General features: G+C 33.6%; 9 protein-coding genes. 4 read left to right on the top strand and 5 right to left on the bottom strand.

What is annotated here, in order from left to right; translation table 11 throughout:
- Positions 1-378: 378 nt before the first annotated feature.
- A complete protein-coding gene (locus AC3DU7_RS02895) occupies positions 379-1,758 on the top strand; it encodes an aldehyde dehydrogenase (RefSeq protein ID WP_488037865.1) in 1,380 nt (459 codons plus the stop codon).
- A gap of 454 nt (positions 1,759-2,212) precedes the next feature.
- On the opposite strand, the gene AC3DU7_RS02890 is transcribed toward AC3DU7_RS02895, so the two are convergent.
- Positions 2,213-3,679, bottom strand: coding sequence for a tetratricopeptide repeat protein (locus AC3DU7_RS02890; protein ID WP_488037864.1), 1,467 nt, complete (start codon positions 3,677-3,679; stop codon positions 2,213-2,215).
- A 942-nt stretch (positions 3,680-4,621) separates the two neighbouring features.
- Between AC3DU7_RS02890 and AC3DU7_RS02885 the strand changes: the two genes are divergently transcribed.
- The 3 genes from AC3DU7_RS02885 to AC3DU7_RS02875 all read left to right on the top strand — a co-directional run bounded on the left by AC3DU7_RS02885 (position 4,622) and on the right by AC3DU7_RS02875 (position 12,327).
- Positions 4,622-7,495: a sulfotransferase gene (locus AC3DU7_RS02885; protein ID WP_488037863.1), complete on the top strand. Its 2,874-nt coding sequence runs from the start codon at positions 4,622-4,624 to the stop codon at positions 7,493-7,495.
- A gap of 251 nt (positions 7,496-7,746) precedes the next feature.
- Positions 7,747-11,358, top strand: a complete 3,612-nt coding sequence (locus AC3DU7_RS02880) for an FkbM family methyltransferase (protein WP_488037862.1) — start codon at positions 7,747-7,749, stop codon at positions 11,356-11,358.
- A gap of 39 nt (positions 11,359-11,397) precedes the next feature.
- Complete coding sequence (locus AC3DU7_RS02875) at positions 11,398-12,327, top strand: hypothetical protein (protein ID WP_488037861.1); 930 nt, start codon at positions 11,398-11,400, stop codon at positions 12,325-12,327.
- A 4-nt stretch (positions 12,328-12,331) separates the two neighbouring features.
- On the opposite strand, the gene AC3DU7_RS02870 is transcribed toward AC3DU7_RS02875, so the two are convergent.
- From AC3DU7_RS02870 to AC3DU7_RS02855, 4 genes are all read right to left on the bottom strand, one after another.
- Positions 12,332-13,333, bottom strand: a complete 1,002-nt coding sequence (locus tag AC3DU7_RS02870) for an STELLO glycosyltransferase family protein (protein WP_488037860.1) — start codon at positions 13,331-13,333, stop codon at positions 12,332-12,334.
- 57 nt (positions 13,334-13,390) lie between these two features.
- Positions 13,391-16,228 (bottom strand): phage head spike fiber domain-containing protein, encoded by a 2,838-nt coding sequence (locus AC3DU7_RS02865; protein WP_488037859.1) that lies wholly within the window; start codon positions 16,226-16,228, stop codon positions 13,391-13,393.
- 74 nt (positions 16,229-16,302) lie between these two features.
- Positions 16,303-17,388 carry a class I SAM-dependent methyltransferase gene (locus tag AC3DU7_RS02860; protein ID WP_488037858.1) on the bottom strand — a complete coding sequence of 362 codons (1,086 nt, stop codon included), beginning with the start codon at positions 17,386-17,388 and terminating at the stop codon, positions 16,303-16,305.
- A gap of 114 nt (positions 17,389-17,502) precedes the next feature.
- The coding region (locus AC3DU7_RS02855; protein WP_488037857.1) for a glycosyltransferase family protein at positions 17,503-18,807 on the bottom strand (1,305 nt) is incomplete at its 5' end.

Here is an 18,807-nt window from a genome sequence, read left to right as displayed (position 1 = left end):
ACAGCTATATATAACTAAGAATAATATATAGCAATTCCCAAAAAGCGTGAAGTACAAAATTTCTTGGTTTTAGGGAGTAGGGAGTAGTAATTATGGTTCTGTAGGAATTGATAAAGAAGAAAAACAACTGTACCCTATTAACTTGGGAAACGCTATAGTGGTCGAAGTACAAGGTTAGGGCAGGTCAAAAGTTATAAAACTCAGACCACTCCAGATTTTTTCTTCTTCCTTCTTTACTTCTGCTATAAGAGAAGATTGACAGTTAACTCTTGACTTCGATATTTGCTCTATTTTTTCCTAAGTAAATGCTAGGTAATGAGTGAAGTATAAAAATATTCTGGAAAATTTTTATCCTCAGATTGATTTAGGAGAAAAACTATGGTTTTAGACAAATCATCAATTAGTAATATATTAAATGAACAACGTCAATTTTTTGCTACAGGAAAAACCAAAAATGTTGAATTTAGAATAGAACAACTTAAACGTTTAAAACAGGCAGCTTCAGATTATCAAGAAAAAATAGTTGCTGCCGTGCAAGCAGATTTGAATAGACCACAATTTGAAGCTTATTTTGAACTAGGTTTTTTTGCAGAGATAAATGATACGATTAAAAAACTGAAATCTTGGACAAAACCTCAAAAAGTTTCTACTCCAATCGAACAATTTCCTGGCAGAGCAAAAATTTATCCAGAACCTTTAGGAGTAGTATTAATTATTGGTCCTTGGAATTATCCTTTTCAATTAGTTATTTATCCATTATTGGGAGCGATCGCTGCTGGAAATTGTGCAATTATTAAACCTTCAGAAATAGCTGTTAATACATCTGAAGTTGTTGCCGATTTAATTGCTCATACTTTTGACTCTAATTATATTGCTGCTATTACGGGAGGAGTGGAAACAAGTCAACAGTTATTAGCAGAAAGATTTGACCATATTTTCTTTACTGGAGGTACAAGAGTAGGCAAAATAGTTATGGAAGCTGCTGCTAAAAATCTCACACCTGTTACTTTAGAATTAGGAGGGAAAAGTCCTTGTATTGTTGATGCTGATGTTCAGTTAGAATATACGGCAAAACGTATAACTTGGGGAAAATTTATTAATGCCGGTCAAACTTGTATAGCTCCTGATTATTTGTTAGTAAATCGAGCGGTTAAATCAGATTTGCTAGAGAAAATTAAACAGTCTATTGATGAATTTTATGGTGAAAATCCGGCTAAGAGTCAGGATTATTGTCGGATTATTAATGAAAAGCAATTTAATAGATTAACTAATTTACTGCAAGATGGAAAAATAGTTATTGGTGGTGAAACTAATTCAGAAGACCGCTACATTGCTCCAACAATTATTGAAGGAGTTTCTTGGGATTCATTAATTATGCAAGAGGAAATTTTTGGACCTATTTTGCCAGTGTTAGAATATGATGATTTAGGAGAAGCGATAGCTGTTGTTAATTCTCGTCCTAAACCCCTAGCACTTTATTTTTTCTCTCGAAACAAACAGAAACAAGAGCAAGTTTTAAAAGAAACTTCTTCTGGTAATGCTTGTATTAATGATACTGTGATGCAGGTTGGTGTAACATCTTTACCATTTGGAGGTGTAGGAAATAGTGGTATTGGTAGTTATCATGGCAAGGCTAGTTTTGACACTTTTTCCCATTACAAAAGTGTATTGAAAAAGGGTTTATGGTTGGATTTAAACTGGCGATATGCTCCATACAAAAATAAAATAAATTTGATTAAAAAAGTGATTTTTAAGTAATACCAAATTTATAAATATTTGCTACAAATATCTAGATTATTTCTTCGGAGTGAACCCATCCTTAATCCTTCCTAAGAGGCAGGGTCAATTTATTATCACTAGAGAAAAAGGGAGTAGGGGAGTGGGGAAGTAAGGTCTATTCATTGTCAAGGAAGAAAAATTGTATCCTTTTATCCGGACATATATAAAATTCTTTTTACGTCTTAATCAGGATTTGAGCCTATTGATTGTGAGGTTGTTTAACCGGATTTGATATTACTGGAAAAGGCTTACAATACTTACAGTTCTCAATTAAAGAGTTTTTAACCTTAAGATTGCTGAAAGCCCTAACTAGCAATAGTTATTTCAAGAACTTTGCACTGTCTAGTTACCTAAATTAATGTTAATTATTCTTATGTTTACTTCTCCCCCACTCCCCTACTTCCTAATTCCCTACTCCCCTACTCCCTATTCTTTATTTTGCCTGTAAATTTTCTAAAGCTTGATGAGCGCTAGATAAATCTGGTGCAAGTTCAATAGCTTTTTCTAAAGAAGATATTGCTTGTTCATCTAAGCCTAAATGAGTCAAAGCTTCGCCCAAATGATAATGTACAACACCCGAATTTGGATGAAGTTCAATTGCTCTATTATAAGAAGCGATCGCCTCATTCCAATTATCTAAACTTGCCAAAGCATATCCTAATTTATGGTGAATATCCGCAGAAGTGGGATTAAGATTTACCACTCGACGATAAGCAGCAATAGCCTCTTCAATAAACCCTTGTTGTTCCATCATTTCTGCTAACTTCAAGTGAGAATCTATGACAGTTTTATTCTGTTGTTGTCTTCTGGCTAATGCCTCTTGTAGATGCTGATTAAACTTTTGATTATCTGGTTTAATTTCCACAGCTTTTTGATAACAATTTATTGCTTCTTCCCACTTTTGTATTTCTGTTAATGCTTCTCCCAACTGGTCATACACAACGGCTGAATTAGGATTAATTCTGAGAACTTCACGATACTCAGCAATAGCCTCTTCCCATTTTTTGAGTTGAGCAAAAGCATAAGCTAACTGATGATGGATTATTGCTACATTAGGATTAAATTCAATTGCATTTTCATAGGCAGCAATAGCTTCTTCCCATTTTTTTAATTGGGCTAAAGCTGCTCCTAAATGATGATAAACTTCGGCATTTTTGAGATTTAGGGAAATAGCTTGCATACAAGCATCAATGGCTTCCTCCCATTTTTGTAACTTAGTTAAACCTAGTCCAATATAATAGTAAGTTTCTGCTAAATTTGGGTTTAAATCAAGAGCGTGACGGTAAGAAATAATTGCTTGTTCGAGTTGACCAGAATTTTCTAGAACCTTACCTAAACTCAAATGATATTCTGGCAAATAAGGATTAATTTCAATCGCTTGATTAACCGCATCTATAGATTCATGCCACTCTTTTTTATGTGCTAGAGCTTCCCCTAAATATTGATAAACTGAAGCAAAGTTTTGGTCAACTTCAATAGCATGGTGATAAGCAGCTATTGCTTCATCAAATAATCCTTGTTTTGCCAAAGCCAATCCTAAACTACTATAAAATTTGGGAAATTCTGAATTAATTTCAATCGCTTGATTTAGATAAATTGCTGCCTCATCAAATCTATCTAATTTAATGAGAATTTCCCCTAAATTATAGTAAGACCAAGGATAGTTTGGTTGCAGTTGAATTCCTTGGTGATATATATTTGCTGCTGCTTCTAAATTTCCTTGTAAACTAAGAGCTTCTCCCAAGTTTTGATAAGCTACGGCTGATTGGGGATTAAGTTTAATTACTTGTTGGTAAGCATCAACAGCTTCTGCTAAATTACCTTCTCTTAGTAATTTATTGGCAGTACGAAGATAGTTAACGCTGCTTTCTGTTTCTGTTGCTATTGTTGAGGTTGACATTATTATTTAAAATTTCCTTTATTTGATAGTTCTGTAGTTGGGCAATATTACTTATTAGCTGTTAATATCCTACAGTATTTTAGTAGACATCTCTAGAAAAGAAGGAGTAGGGAGAAATAATTGATAATTTCTGTGTCATACATAATTGATTTGATTTTTTATTGTTAGAGATGTCTAGTCGGTTAATTCTGTCTATCAATTTTAGTACAGAATAAAAATAAGCATTTCCTGCAGAATGCTGCGCAAAGAGCTATTAGTAGTCAGCTATTCCTTTGGAATGCGCTAAAATTCAGTAATTATAGTTGTTTAACTTAAAAATGAGACGTTTTTTCCTCTGAAACCTCCTCAGAGCAAGAAAGCTTTGTCTCAATCTAAAGTTAAATGACTATAGTAATAAATAATTACTTCTAAGGTTTAGTCCGGGGACTTTAGCAGTAGCTTATATTCTTTCTCAATTTCAAAGGTTGCTTTTACCTTACCCAAAATTAATAGCTGACGGCTAAATGCTTACGAATAAAATTTACCTGATGTAGTTAACATCATATAGTAAATGTTTTTCTATGTCACTTAGCTTGAACAAATATTACTAAATTTACCAGAGTAAATTAAAAGTTTTATTATAGGCTGAATTTTTTTTTCAATAAATAGTTTGATTGTAAGCCCTTAAGCATTTAAACTATATACAGAACTTTTGGTGGATGGTGAGGTATAGTTTTAGATTAATCTCTATTCCCTTTTTTGTGTTACTTTCTGGATCTGTTACCTACTTGCCAAAATTTTGTACTCCCGGAAAGTGGCAAACTGCTGTAACTTATTTGTAACAGGAAACTCTTAACGCTTAACACCTTTGGAACACCTAGCCAACCCTGGACATTTCTCAGATGGTATCCGAAGTAAAAATTATATAGTAATATTAATAACCAATACATCGTCAAAATTAATATGATACAAAAAACAGAAAAATCAACTCTAATTATTACCAGTATGCACCGTTCTGGAAGTTCTTTAACAGCTTCCATACTCCAAAGTTCTGGTTTACACATTGGTCGGAAATTAATGGAGGGAACAGAAGATAATCCTCAAGGATATTTTGAAAATTTAGACTTCTATGAATTTCATCAACAAGTATTAGAATCTCAAGGAATAGATGCAGATGGTTGGACCCTCCAAGAAAGAATAGATATAGAAGAAAATTTTGTAGAAAGAGCAAAAGAAATTATCGCCAAAAATTCTATAAGTGGAAATTGGGGATGGAAAGAACCCCGTACAACTTTGTTCCTAGATTTTTGGGCAAACCTACTGCCAAATGCCAAATTTTTATTAATTTATCGTTCCCCTTGGGAAGTAGTTAATTCTCTGTATAATAGGCAAGATAAAATATTTCAAAATCAACCAGAATTAGCAGTTAAATCATGGTTACACTACAATCAAAAAATTATTGATTTTTATAATCATGCTGCTAATAGTTGTCTATTGACAAATATTCAAACAATCATCAGTAATCAAGACCTATTTATTGAAGCAATAAATGAAAAATTTAAGACAAACTTTAATTATCCGGCTGCCAATATCTACGAAGCATCATTATTTAATAATCAATTATCAACAGAAGACCATAGATCGACTCTCATAGATTATTACTTTCCTGAAGCTATAGAAATGTACCAGGAATTAGAAGCAAGAGCTTGGAAACCAGTCGATGAAATACCAGACTTTTCCTGGCAAGGAAAAATCAAATCATCTCCCTATAGAATTTGGGCTTTTCAGGACTGGATGAATTCCTGTAGCGCAGAAAGTCAGAATAAAAACTTACTAGTAGAAGTAGAAGAATATAAATATCGATACCAACAAAGTCAATTAGAACTAACACAAACCAAATCTAAATTAACACAAACGCGAGATGAGTTAGAAAAATCTGCTTCTCAAATCGATACTACCGAAACAACATTATTAGAATCTCAAAAGCAACTCCACGCCACAGAAACAGTATTAGAAGAAACTCAGTCTCAACTGAAAAAGGTTGAACATATTCAATCCAGATTTGATCAAACAGAAAATGAACTAGCTACAGCAAAATCTCAATTAGATAAAACTCAAACTGAGCTAACACAATGCCAGTCAAAACTACATCAGACTGAAAGTGAATTAAAAAAATATCAAGAAATAGAAAAAGAACTTATCCAAACAAAATCTGAACTACACCAAACTCAAGGAGAGCTTGTACAAAATCAGTCACAACTACATCAAACTCAAGAAGAATTAGAACAATTTACTTATAGACTTCGGCAAACAGAATCAGTATGGCATAAATCTCAATCTCAGCTAGAAAAAACAGAAGTATTGTTAGAAAAATCTGAATCTCAAAATAAACAAACTCAAGCAGAATTAGGCAAAGTAAAACATAATTTGTATGAGACTCAAGCTACATTAAAATTTGATCAAAGTCAGCTACACCAAACTCAAGAAGAATGGGAAAATTCTCAGGTTCAGTTAATGGAAAATGAGAAGAGTTTACAACAATGTCATGAGCAGTTGACAAATGCAGAACAAGCACTAGAAAACTCTCACTCACAACTGAAACAAACTCAGGCAGAATTAGGATATACAAAACATAATTTATCTGAAACTAAAAGCGAATTAGTAGTTTACAAACATCAGTTATACCAAACTCAAGAAGAGTGGGAAAACTCTCAAACAAAACTCACAGCAACCGAGGCAATATTACAAGAATCTCAGTCACAGTTACAGGCGAAACAGGCCCAGTTAGTAGAATCTAATTCTCAACTTCAAAAGCATCAACAAGAATTAGAAAAGTCTGAATATGAGTTACAAAAAACTAGCCAAGAATTACAACAAACTCAATCTAAACTAAATCAAACTCAAGCCGAGTTAACAGAATCTAGCTCTCAACTACAAAAGCATCAACAGAAATTAGAAAAATCTGAATCTGAATTGCAAAAAACTAGCCAAGAATTACAACAAACTCAATCTAAACTAAATCAAACTCAAGCCGAGTTAACAGAATCTAATTCTCAACTCAAACAAAAAGAAACAATATTGCAACAATCAGAAACACAACTCAAAGAACTTAAAAAAAATCAGCAGGAATGGGAAATATCCAAATCTCAATTACATAAAACAAAGCAAGAACTGAAGCGCACTAACCTACAAATGCAAGAACTTCAAACAGAATTAGTAGAATCTAATTCACAACTGCAACAAACTGAAACACTATTGCAAAAATCTCACTCTCAAATGAAACAGACAAAAACACTATTAGAAGAGTTTCAAACTCAGCTACATCAAACTGATGAAGAACGAAAAAATCAGCAACTACAATTACAGGAAACTCAGACAGTATTGCAACAAGTTCAGACTCAATGGAGACAGACAGAAATATTATTACAACAATCTCAATCTCAACAACAAAACTCACAGAAAGAATTAGTAAAAATAAAGTCTCAACTAACACAAACTCAGTCAGAATTAGAAAAAATACAGTATCAACAAGCAATTCTGAGAAATTCTAAATCTGAGAGTAAAACAGAATATCAACTATTAGTTTGGGAAGCTTGGTATGCTTACCAAAAAGGTGATTTAGTTGAAATGCAAGAGCGCCTTCAGAAATCTTTGAAATATACTGAAAATTCTAGGACAGAAATAGTAATGGAATGGTTAGATAGTTTTGCGAATTTCTATCAGCAAAAAGGTCTAGAGTTTGATAGTGAGAAACTAACAAGTTCCACAGAATGGCAAAAGTTGATGAAGCGGACAATGAAAATTCAGAATAAAGTTTTAGTAGGTAGTGAAAAGTAAATGGGTAGAGGACAGATTTAATTAAATTGAAAGTTAAACATATAAGAAATGAGCAAAAATACTACATAAATATTCAACAGAAGAAATTAAACCAGAATTTTTGTGAAAAAAATAAAAATTAGGAATATTTGGAACAAATAGAGGTAGGATAAAGTCACTTACTCAGTATAGTTAAATAATTTAATTTTTAGAATTTGATTTTATCGAGGCCTTGGTAATATTACTGAAAAAATTAAGGGGAAAATAAATTAATGGCAGCAACAGTAGAAAAAGAACTAGAAGAAGCTAAGACTAAGTGGCAACAAACTCAGCAGGAGTTGGACAAAACTAAATCCGAGTTGCATGACGTTAGAGAAGAGTTAGAGCGATCGCAATCTCAGTTAGATGAGGTATTGGGGGAGTTGGAGCAAACTCACTTTGAGTTATATCAACTTAAGGAAAAAGGGGAGCAACAGCAGTCGGAGTCAGATGGGGAAGTTAAGCAGGAGTTGGCAGAAACTAAGTCCAAGTTACAGGAGAGTGAGGAGTTATTAGAGCAGTCGCAGTCGCAGTTAGGTGAGACTATGGGGGTTTTGGAAGAGTATCAGTCTCAGATGGAAAAGACGATGGTGACTTTGGAGGAGTCGCAAAGTAAGTTGCAGCAGAAACAGGAAGAGTTAGAGCAGGTGAAGGCAGAGTTAGCACAGAAGCAGTCGGGGCCAGAGTCGGAGTTACAGGAAGAGTTGGAGGAAGCTAAGTCTCAATTACGGGAGAGTGAGGAGTTGTTGGAGCAGTATCAGTCTCAGTTGAGTGAGACTATGGAGGTTTTGGAGCAGTCTCATTCTCAACTTGGGGAAACAATGGGAGTATTGGAACAATCTCAATCCAAATTACAACAAAAGCATCAAGAATTAGAAGATACAAAATCTCAGTTATTGCAGGCCAAAAAAGAACTAGAGAACGTTAGAAATATTCAACCTCAACCATATATAGAAAATACTAAAAATCAGACAGTACCTCTTGATTCAATACCAGCAAAAGGAGCAATTACAGGTTCAGAAATTGCGATTATTCAAAAGTTTATTACTGAAAGGAATGTAATATTTGATGTTGGTGCAAGTATAGGAGAATGGACATTCGAGGTATTACGGCATTGTTCAAATATTGAAGTTCACTTGTTTGAACCCACTCCACATAAATATAGTATTTTAGGAGAAAAAATATCTCAATATTTCCCTGATACAAAAAACATTACTAACTGTTTAGGGATTTCTGAAGCACCAGGAGTTAAAACTTTTTTTAGTTATAAAAGACATCATTTACTAAGTACATTTAAGAGACGAACCCAAGTAGAAAAACAAGGTTGGTTGGAACCTCCAGAACAAATTGGAGTTTTGACAACTACTATTGATAGTTACTGCCAACAAGAAATGATTAGAAGAATTAGTTTCCTTAAAGTGGATGTAGAAGGAGGTGAATTAGATGTTTTATTGGGAGCAAAACAAAGTTTACAGAGAGGAAAAATAGACTACATTCAATTTGAGTATGGTGGTACATATAAAGATGCTCAAATAACTCTTAAGCAAGTATTTGATTATCTGCAAAAATATCGTTACTCAATCTTTAAAGTTTTACAAGACAGACTAGAATATAAACCAGAGTTTGTTCCTAGTGATGAAAACTATCAGTATAGTAATTACTTAGCAGTAAATGAACGTTTTCTAGATAATGTATTAGGTGAAAAGCAGAGACTATTAGATGTACCTCAACTCTGCATTGAACACTCAATTAACCCTAAAGGTGTAATTCATGTAGGAGCACATGAAGGTCAAGAATTCAATTACTACAAAAAAATGGAAGTCAAAAATGTATTATTTATTGAAGCTAATCCTGTTGTCTGTGAACGATTACAAACTAAGGTAGCATCTTATCCAAATGTCAAAACTGTCAATTGTGCAATTAGTAATGAAAATGCTACAGTTGACCTTCATGTAACTTCTAATGAACAAAGTAGTTCAATTCTTCCTCTGAAAAAGCATCAAGAGATTTATCCTCACATTAAAGAAACTCATAAAGTTAAAGTAGAATCTAAAAAATTAGACACATTATTGCAAGAACTAAAACTTAATCCTTCGGACTACAATATACTCAATATTGACATCCAAGGTGCAGAATTATTGGCTTTGCAAGGTGCAACTAATTGGTTACGATATGTTGATGCAATTAATACGGAAGTTAATTATGAAGAACTTTATGAAGGATGTGTATTAATTGATGAATTAGACGAGTTTCTAGACCAAAATGGTTTTCAAAGAGTAGCAACAAAAACTCCCCACCCGTCTTGGGGAGATGCTTTTTATATCAAAAAGCCATTGGTTACGATGTCGCTCCTAAGTAAAGCTCGCTTTGGCAATCAGATATTTTTATATACCCTCTTAAAAATTCATCAAAAAGAACATGATGTACGAGTACAAACAGCACCCTGGGTAGGTCAATATTTATTCGGTCATAACGATCCACCAATTTCTCAAACTTTGCCCGAGTTTGCTGATTCTGGTTTGGCAATTCTTAATGCCAAAGAACCCTACAAAAATGTAGAATTTAGTGGTCCTGTTTATCAACTTCATACTAAGTATTATGCTCCTTATAAAGATTTTTTTCATTCCCTATTTCAACCAGTGCAACAAGTAGAAGTCAGAATGAGAGATGCTGTAAATAAGTTACGAGAGCGTGGTAAAACTATTGTTGGCATACATTTACGACGTGGCGATTACCAAAAACTTCAAAGAAGTTATACTTTTGTTGCTCCCACTGCTTCTTACAAAAAATGGCTAGAAGGTTTGTGGGAAACTTTGGACGAACCAATATTGTTTATTGCAAGTGATGAATTAGCAGGAGTCGTAGGTGATTTTGCTGATTATAATCCGATAACAATCAAAGATTTAGGTGTTCAACTGCCAGAGGCAGATTTTTATCCAGAGTTTTATGTTTTGACCCAATGTGATGTTTTAGCTATTTCTAACAGCACTTTTTCTTTTACCGCAGCAATGCTAAATGAAAATTGCAAGTTTTTCTTCCGTCCTCACTTACAAGCTAAAAAGTTGATTCCTTTCGATCCCTGGAATAGTGAACCTTTATATAAGCATGGGTATGGAACCTGGGAAGAACCGACTCAACAAAGTGATAGTCAATTCTCAACGGAGGTTGTAAGTAAGCCTCGGAGTTCAATCCACAATTTTATTGGCCAATTTGTCAACAGAGGAGATTTAGTTTTTGATGTTGGGGCAAACCAAGGTTTGAAAACCGACTTATATTTAAGTATAGGTGCCAAGGTAATATGTTTTGAACCTCAACCACATTGTGTGGAATTTCTAACAAAAAAATATCAGAATAATCAAGACGTAGCGATCGTCAACAAAGGTTTAGCAGCAAAGTCGGGACAGTTAGAATTGTCAATATGCGATCAAGCAAATGTGTTGTCAACTTTTTCCGAGCAATGGAAAACAGGTCGTTTTGCTAACCAAAAATGGGAGAAGAAAGTCACGGTAGAAGTGACGACTCTAGACGAAATGATTAAAACTTGGGGTCTGCCACAGTTTTGTAAAATTGATGTGGAGGGTTTTGAGCATCAAGTGTTACAAGGACTTTCACAACCTATACCTTATTTATCATTTGAATTTACTATCGAGTTTATCGATAATGCGAAAAAAAGTATTCAACACTTAGTAAGTTTGGGATATAGTCTCTTTAACTTTACTCAAGAGGACCAGTCAAAGCTAGCAATATCTGAATGGGTCGGTGAAGCACAACTTTTTTATTCTATAGAGTCTAAGTCTACTTATCAAAAATCATTATGGGGAAATATTTATGCAAAATATGAATAGTCAATACAGATATTTTTTTACTAACTAAGGAGAATAATAATGAAATGGTTTTTTGGAATTAATGATTTTTCTAATTACTTTGAAAATTACTCGCAACTAATTAAAGTTGCTGTATATACGGCAAATAAAAATACTACCTTGGAGCCATTTTGTATTTATGATGGTCAAGAAAATGAGTTGACTAAATGGCTCAGAGAAAATAATGTCAATATTATTTTTCACCGTACTCCTCACTATCAACAATTAAAACAATCTTTTCCCCATGCTTTACCTACTGCAGCAGGAGCATTTTTGAGAGTAGAAATCCCCAAAATAGTTGAAATTCACGGTATCAAAGATGAGTATGTTTTGTATACAGATTGTGATGTAATGTTTTTTAATGATATGGTTGATTATCTTCAGAATTTAACCTGTAAGTATTTTGCCATAGCGCCACAAGAAAACCCTAATGATTGGGTTAATCAAGTTAACACTGGTGTGATGTATATGAATACTAGAAATCTTTTAGATGTTCATGAAGATTTCAACAAATTTATAGATCAAAATTTAGGTGAATTGTTGCAGCAGTCTTACGATCAAGGAGCTTATAAAAGGTATTTTCGGGGAAAGTGGAATAGGTTAGATTTAACAATGAATTGGAAACCTTACTGGGAAATTAATCAAGAGATTAAGATACTTCATTTTCATGGACCTAAACCTATTCCTAGTCAATTAGAAACAATAAGAAACAATCAGTTACCTTCGAGTCACCCCTATATTACTATGGGATTGATTAATGATAATTTTTGGTATTATGCAAGAGTTTGGCAAGAGACTTATCAATCAATGATTGAGCAATTTAAAACAGAATTGAACTTGATCAATCAAAGTATAGAGATACTTTCATACCGCTTACAGCAGATTAAAGATGAAATGAATTTATATTTAACTGCCTTAGCACAAGTAAAAAAAGAATTACCAAAGTTATGATAACTTAATTGCCAACATCAATCAAACTTAAATCCTCAAGCCATGCGTTTAACAAATCAATTTCTCCTGACTCTACAATTCCTTGATCTTTCAAAGCTATATATGCAGCCATCAACATTTCTGTAATACCCATTGAAGGGTTTAATGCTTTTTCGACCACTGCGAGTGTTTCCTCAACTTGCAAAAACACAGGAACTTCCTCCTCAAAATCTTTCATAAAATCATGTTCATTACGCTCTTGAAAGACAATAGGATTGGTAAAGCCTAAATTCCAATTCTTATGCCATAATATAGGTTGGGCAACAATCCCACGCAAAATGTCAGTAAAACGAAATGATACTGTACTAGGCAAATATAGCAATGGAAAAGAGTCTTTAGTAAAAAATGTTGCCTGAGAATTAAATGGTGTAATTGTTTTAGAGTCCAATACCAAGTTACCTCGATTATGAAAATAACAAGGTGTATTGTTGGTTAATCTATAAATTGCATCCACGTCAGGATCACCATCAGCAAGTCCTTGCCATATTTTTACTTGACAGTTATTAGGAACAGGTATTATTTGACTCATCCATTCAGTAGATTGCTTGACAAATCTCAAAGGCAACCCTCTAGGCCATATCATCTGATGGGTATACCATTGGTAAATATTGATAAAACCTAAGTCTTTTGGTATGCTAAGTGCCTTGTTATCAACTTCAGGAAGAACTATTTTATCTTTGGGAATATTATCATCGTCAGTATCAAAAATTAAAGTTGCTCCCCTTTGAATAGCTGCTAAATACCCTACCATTTTTCGGGAATAATGATGAAAGGGTAATAGCTGACAGAGCTTAAAGTTTAGTAATGCTTGCTGACTAACTGAAATAAAATCTATTCCTTCACAAGACCAATTTAAAGGACTTTTGCGATCGCCAACTACTATAGTGTGCCACTCTGGAAGATTGGCAAAACTCTTAACTGCCTTGGTTGCTTCATTAATTGAAGTGATAATTATATATTGACTCATTTGTTATCAAATTAGGATTTCTTGTTTGTTTGATTAAATATGCAATTTTTTATTCGTTCATTCTAAATTTTTCTTGATTTCTTTTAGCTGACGTTGCCAGTTGTTTAATTCTGTTTGGTACTTTTTAGTAAGCAAATTTTTTTTTTCCTGATTTAATGGCAACTCTAGATTTTTAATGATTTTTATTAGCTCATCATAAATAATTTTCCAATCACAATCATAGTTTCGGTAAATTCCTGGTACATTTGTTTGATCGAACACATAATCTTTGTCTATAAACACAGGAGGTATACCTTCTTCACGAACTTCTCCCCAAAACTTTCCCTGAGATAGGTGTGCATGATTTCCATGTGCTATGCCCGGTTTATTAGCCAACCAACTTAAAAAAGTAAGTCCAGAACCTACTACTGCTATATATGTGTCTACAGCATAAGCCCAATAAATAGTTTCATTCATAGTACAGGTAGTACCATCATATGTTTTAACATTAGAGGGTATAAGTGCTGTAATTTTTTCCATCAACTCTTTTGTGTCAGCCATCCCATCAAAAATGACGGCCATATTTGGATACTCCTGAGAGAGATTTGTGATGATATTGGCATTTCCTTCTATTTGATTTGTCCAACATTTGTTATGGTGACGAAGATTTATCCATAACAGAGGAAAGTATGTCTGAGATTGTTCTACTTTTTCTAGGAAAGACTGACTGCATTTTTTCATGCTAGCTTGGTAGACTCTGCTAGATAATCCTTTTCTAATGCAAGATTCTGTGGCTCTAACTACGAAATAATTTTTATGTAGTATTGTGGAAAATATACTCTGAAAATCTGACACAGATGTGATTTTTTCTTTTGGGATTTCTGGAAAAATTTCGGCTATATCTAATCGATTATGGGGAGCTATCAAAAACTTGTCAACTTTTTCTAAAATTCCAGATTCATATAAATATTGTAGCCCAGCTAGTTCATTCCAAAAGTAGTGTCCTAAATTAAAGTAAGAACCAACTATAGCTGTAATTATCTTATTGTCTTTACTTGATATATAGTTCTTAACAACTGAACCATTAATTACAAATTTTGTTTTAAATTCATCGATTAATAGTTTGTAATCTAATCTTTTTCCCCAAGCAATACTCCAATGAATCACTAAATCAAGTCTAGGTAAATAAATGCCTATTTTTGCTCCATCCCATCCTCCTACTATTAAGTAAAATACTTCACACCCCACAAACCGATAAAAGCACAAAGGAATTCCTCTGTCATTTATATATAGAAAATAAAATGATTGATTACTTTTGAGGATTTTTCCAGTAACTGGACATATTGTATATACATAACCTGTTTCAATAATGCTTTGCTGAAAGTCTCTCGTTTCGTTCAATAAATCCCATGAAGAATTGGTATTTTTTTTGACTTTTTCTGACAGTCTAAATTTAGAGTCGCAAGAATAACCATTAATATAAAGATTTTCTATTGCAATACCCTCACGCCTCATAAATTTAACATTAACCAAAGATAGTTCTGCAGCTTCAATAATTTCTATATTGTCATTAGTTAAATTATTTAAATCAATAACTGTATATTTGCTTGTGACTCTTAAGTGTTCTCGAACTTCTTCTGGATTCAATGCTATTCTATATAAATCATCACAAGCATCAAACTGTGTTTGTTGATTTATGTCTTGCCATATATTTTCAGTTATTTTTCTCAAACTAGGTATCTTTTGAGGTGATTTTTGCCAACAAGTTATAGCTTCATCAATTAAATTTTGTTTTGCCAGACCCACAGAAAAATTATGGAAAAGTTTGATTTTATTTTCCTCGCCCAGTAAAAGATTCTCTAAGGATTCAATGATTTTTATTATCAATCCCTCCCTAGCAAATCTAGTAAGTAATTGAGAGCAATTTATGACTTGCTCTGAATTTAAGTATAAACTTAAGCCATAATATATGACTGCTTTTTCATATTCCCCTTTATTGACTAAATTTTCCACTAGAGTTAACATCTCAGAAATATCATTTCGCCAACAACTGATTTGCTCTTGATTAAATTTTTCAATTTTTTTAAATTCTATATTACTTATATCTATATGTTGTCTTTTTTTCTGATGGTTACCCTGGTAGTATGCATCATGGATGTATACTATATCTGTACCTCTTAATTTTTGTGTTTCATCAGTTGGAATATATGAGGTGACTTCTGATAAATCTTCAAGTTGTGGTCCGTATAAATAAAATTGCTTCTGATTTTCTCCCATGTATATGGAATTACTTCCGTCAGATGTACCAAAATAAATATCATCGTTACTCGCGTTATATGTAGCTGACAATCTTACCCATCCATTGGGGTATAAATCTACAGTTGTTTTCGTGGCTTTTCCGGATATGAAATGCCAGTCTTGCCTGTTAAAGACTGCAATTTGTAGTCCGGATAATCCCCAAATTGCAAAGTCTTTTGTCCCACCATTGCCTACTCTTTTTACAAAAATACTAACGGTGCGTTCTTTTCTACTACCGTTAGCTATTCTTTGCTTAATTAGGTGGAAATCAATTTTAGGTAAATCAATTATACTAATAACTTTATTTTCTCCAGATGTTTCCTCTGGAGACAAAATTTCATTTTCAGCTACTTTGGATATCTGATGAGCATTAATCCAACTTTCATGAGTTAAATTTATACTATTAATTAAACGATTAGTAGAAGCACATTCTACTAACAGTCCAAGACATTTGTGTTTTCCATTAGCAACATCAATCATCGGATTAGGATCGTGATCGATACGAGGTATATCTGCCTCAGTAAATTTAATACTTCCTGTTTCATCAATGTAACTTGCTAATAAAGCTTCTCTAATTAATATAAATTCCTTTTGGTTTATGGTTGATTTAGTTGCCATTTTTTGTAATATTCTTCCTTCATTAGATACTTAATTAATTGTTTGAATTTTCATTAGAAAACTGATTTTGAATCTTAATTTTTCTGCAACACTAATATATCTTGATAACTGGTAAACTTATTCCGCCCACACCACTGACCATAATATTTACCCACTACGCTTAACTCTCGCTCTCGCATCCAACTCAATAGTAAGGTTTCCTTGTAACCAATAGCTGCTTCTGGCATTTGAGGATTACTGGTAAAACACTCTTCCAGTTGATGTACCATTTTATGAGCGCCTCTACCTTTAGCGATCGCTGACTCTGATTCTAGATTTAACAAAAAACAAGTACACAAGCATCGACCACCTGGTTTTAATACTCTAGCAATCTCATTGAGATAATGACGTACTTCCTTTGCCCGCAAATGAGTAAAAACAGAAATCAAAAACACCAGCTCGAAACTTTTATCCTTGTGGGGAAAGATAAAATCCAAAGTTTTGACATTTCCCTCTGGGTTGTACATCTGATTGTAAATATTGACTACCTGAAAGTTAAAATTAGGAAATCTCGAAGTAATCTCTGATTGTGCCCATTTAATTAATTTTTCGGCAATATCAAAACCTACATATCTACCTTGGGGAGTTAGATAATAAGCTAAAGAATAGGCAAGACGACCTACACCACAACCAACATCCAATACTTTGTCGTTAGCTTCTAGACCCACCCTCTGGATAAAATAGCCGAGAAAGTCGAAGGCCACATCTGTGAAATGATCCCCGACAAATTTAATATATTCTTGACTGGGAAGAGGTATTGAGGGGTCTAATACATTAGGCATTATTCCACCTGCTTGCCCTTGGTATATGGGAGTTAATACTACTAAAGAATTTTTAAGTTGTTGCTGCTGTTGAGGAGTCAGAGATATTTTAATAATGTATCTTGCTTTGTCTGTTCCTAGAATGTTGGGATAATTCTTATTGACATCAGGAGAAGGCAGACTGTGAGATATTTCCAAATTACTAAATTCTTGGCCTGCAACAGTAACTTGGATTCTATCTAATGGCTTCTTGTCAAAGGAAACTACCCAGCCTTCTAAATGTACTACTCCATTTATAATGACTGATTTTTCTAGTCTACCTAAAGTTGATAAGGGGTCAGTTGGTTTTAAAAATTTCATTTTCTGATATAGCCTTTCATTCTTGCTTAGTGAAATTTAGATTAAATCTAGGATAGTTTAGCATCAAATCAGCAAATCCTATTTAGAAGTTGGTATTTGCCCACTCTACAACTACTAATTAGGACGTTGCATTTTTTTCTGATGTAAAATGACGATCGCCTCCAGCATTTCTCCTACTCTTTTCTCAAAAGTATGATTCTCTCGGATATATTTTGCTAACTCTAATTTTTCTCCAATATTCTGACTTTTTTGCTGTAAACAATTTTCTACTACTTTTGGTAAATCTTCTCTAGAATTATAAGTAGAAATTTTATCTCCAAACACTTTTTTTAAACCTGAAATTTTGTCAGAAATAATTGTTGCTCCACAAGCAGCAGCATCAAATAAACGATTGGAAATAAATCCTTTTTTTCGCATAGTATCCCAATGGTCGTTTAATAACACGCCACATTTACTGTAATAACGTCGTAAAATTTCATTGGGAATATATTCTCCTTTTAAATAACCACTGGGCAATAAATTTTCCCAGTTTGTACCATAAACATCTATTTTTAAACCTGCTTCGACGGCATCTTTTACTATCTGGCGATAAACTTTGCGAGAGTTACCGACAAACAATATTTCTCCTCCTTCTTCATAACCTTCTTTGTCTGGATAAAACAAATTTTTGTCGGTACATTGGAGCAAAGTTTGTACTGGAACTTTTACTTGTTTTTGCAACTCTTCGGCGTAGGAATAGGAGGCTACAAATACTTGGTCATATTCTTCATATTCCTCTAACTCAACTTTATCTGGATGACTAATATTCCACATCAAATTAATGTGATAAGACTTTGGTTGATAACGACTCAAACCACGAATCACAATTGCCACATCATCTCCAAAACTTTTCGGCGTTTCCCATTCTGGCAAAATATCAATTCTGACGGAATGACCTAATATTTCAAATTGCCGTTTCATAGCTAAGGCATAATGATAATCTCCCCATTCTTGCGCCTGCTTCCAGTCAGGAACTCCGATTTTTATGCCGATGCGGAAACTATTACTCATTTTTTCGCGTAAGGCAGTAAATACTGTTTGGGCACGATGTTTGTATGTGTGTTGTTCCTCAACTATTTTCTGTAATTCTGCCACTTTTGCTAATCTTAGTTCCTCATTTGTTAGGTACTCCCGTAATAAATTTTCCAGAGATTCGCGGGAATTATAAGTAGGCAATATTCCATCGAAAGATTCTTGATTTCCTAATTCTCCATTTGTCACAACTAATGCACCAGAAATAATGGCATCAAATACTCGTGAATTTGTGGAACCCCATTGTTTTGTCACTGAGTTAGCATCATCAATTACTATTTTTGTCGAAGCATAAACTTTGGGCATATCTGTATAAGGCAAGAGTCCGCGATTATACTTTTTAAACTT

This window comes from Okeania sp., from assembly GCF_983059655.1.
This window is presented reverse-complemented; position numbering and strand designations above follow the sequence as displayed.

Excerpts from the sequence above, each read along its gene's own strand:
- AC3DU7_RS02885 (WP_488037863.1), top strand. The coding sequence starts at position 4,622 with ATGATACAAAAAACAGAAAAATCAACTCTAATTATTACCAGTATGCAC.
- AC3DU7_RS02870 (WP_488037860.1), bottom strand. The coding sequence starts at position 13,333 with ATGAGTCAATATATAATTATCACTTCAATTAATGAAGCAACCAAGGCA.
- AC3DU7_RS02875 (WP_488037861.1), top strand. The coding sequence starts at position 11,398 with ATGAAATGGTTTTTTGGAATTAATGATTTTTCTAATTACTTTGAAAAT.
- AC3DU7_RS02890 (WP_488037864.1), bottom strand. The coding sequence starts at position 3,679 with ATGTCAACCTCAACAATAGCAACAGAAACAGAAAGCAGCGTTAACTAT.
- AC3DU7_RS02865 (WP_488037859.1), bottom strand. The coding sequence starts at position 16,228 with ATGGCAACTAAATCAACCATAAACCAAAAGGAATTTATATTAATTAGA.
- AC3DU7_RS02880 (WP_488037862.1), top strand. The coding sequence starts at position 7,747 with ATGGCAGCAACAGTAGAAAAAGAACTAGAAGAAGCTAAGACTAAGTGG.
- AC3DU7_RS02895 (WP_488037865.1), top strand. The coding sequence starts at position 379 with ATGGTTTTAGACAAATCATCAATTAGTAATATATTAAATGAACAACGT.
- AC3DU7_RS02860 (WP_488037858.1), bottom strand. The coding sequence starts at position 17,388 with ATGAAATTTTTAAAACCAACTGACCCCTTATCAACTTTAGGTAGACTA.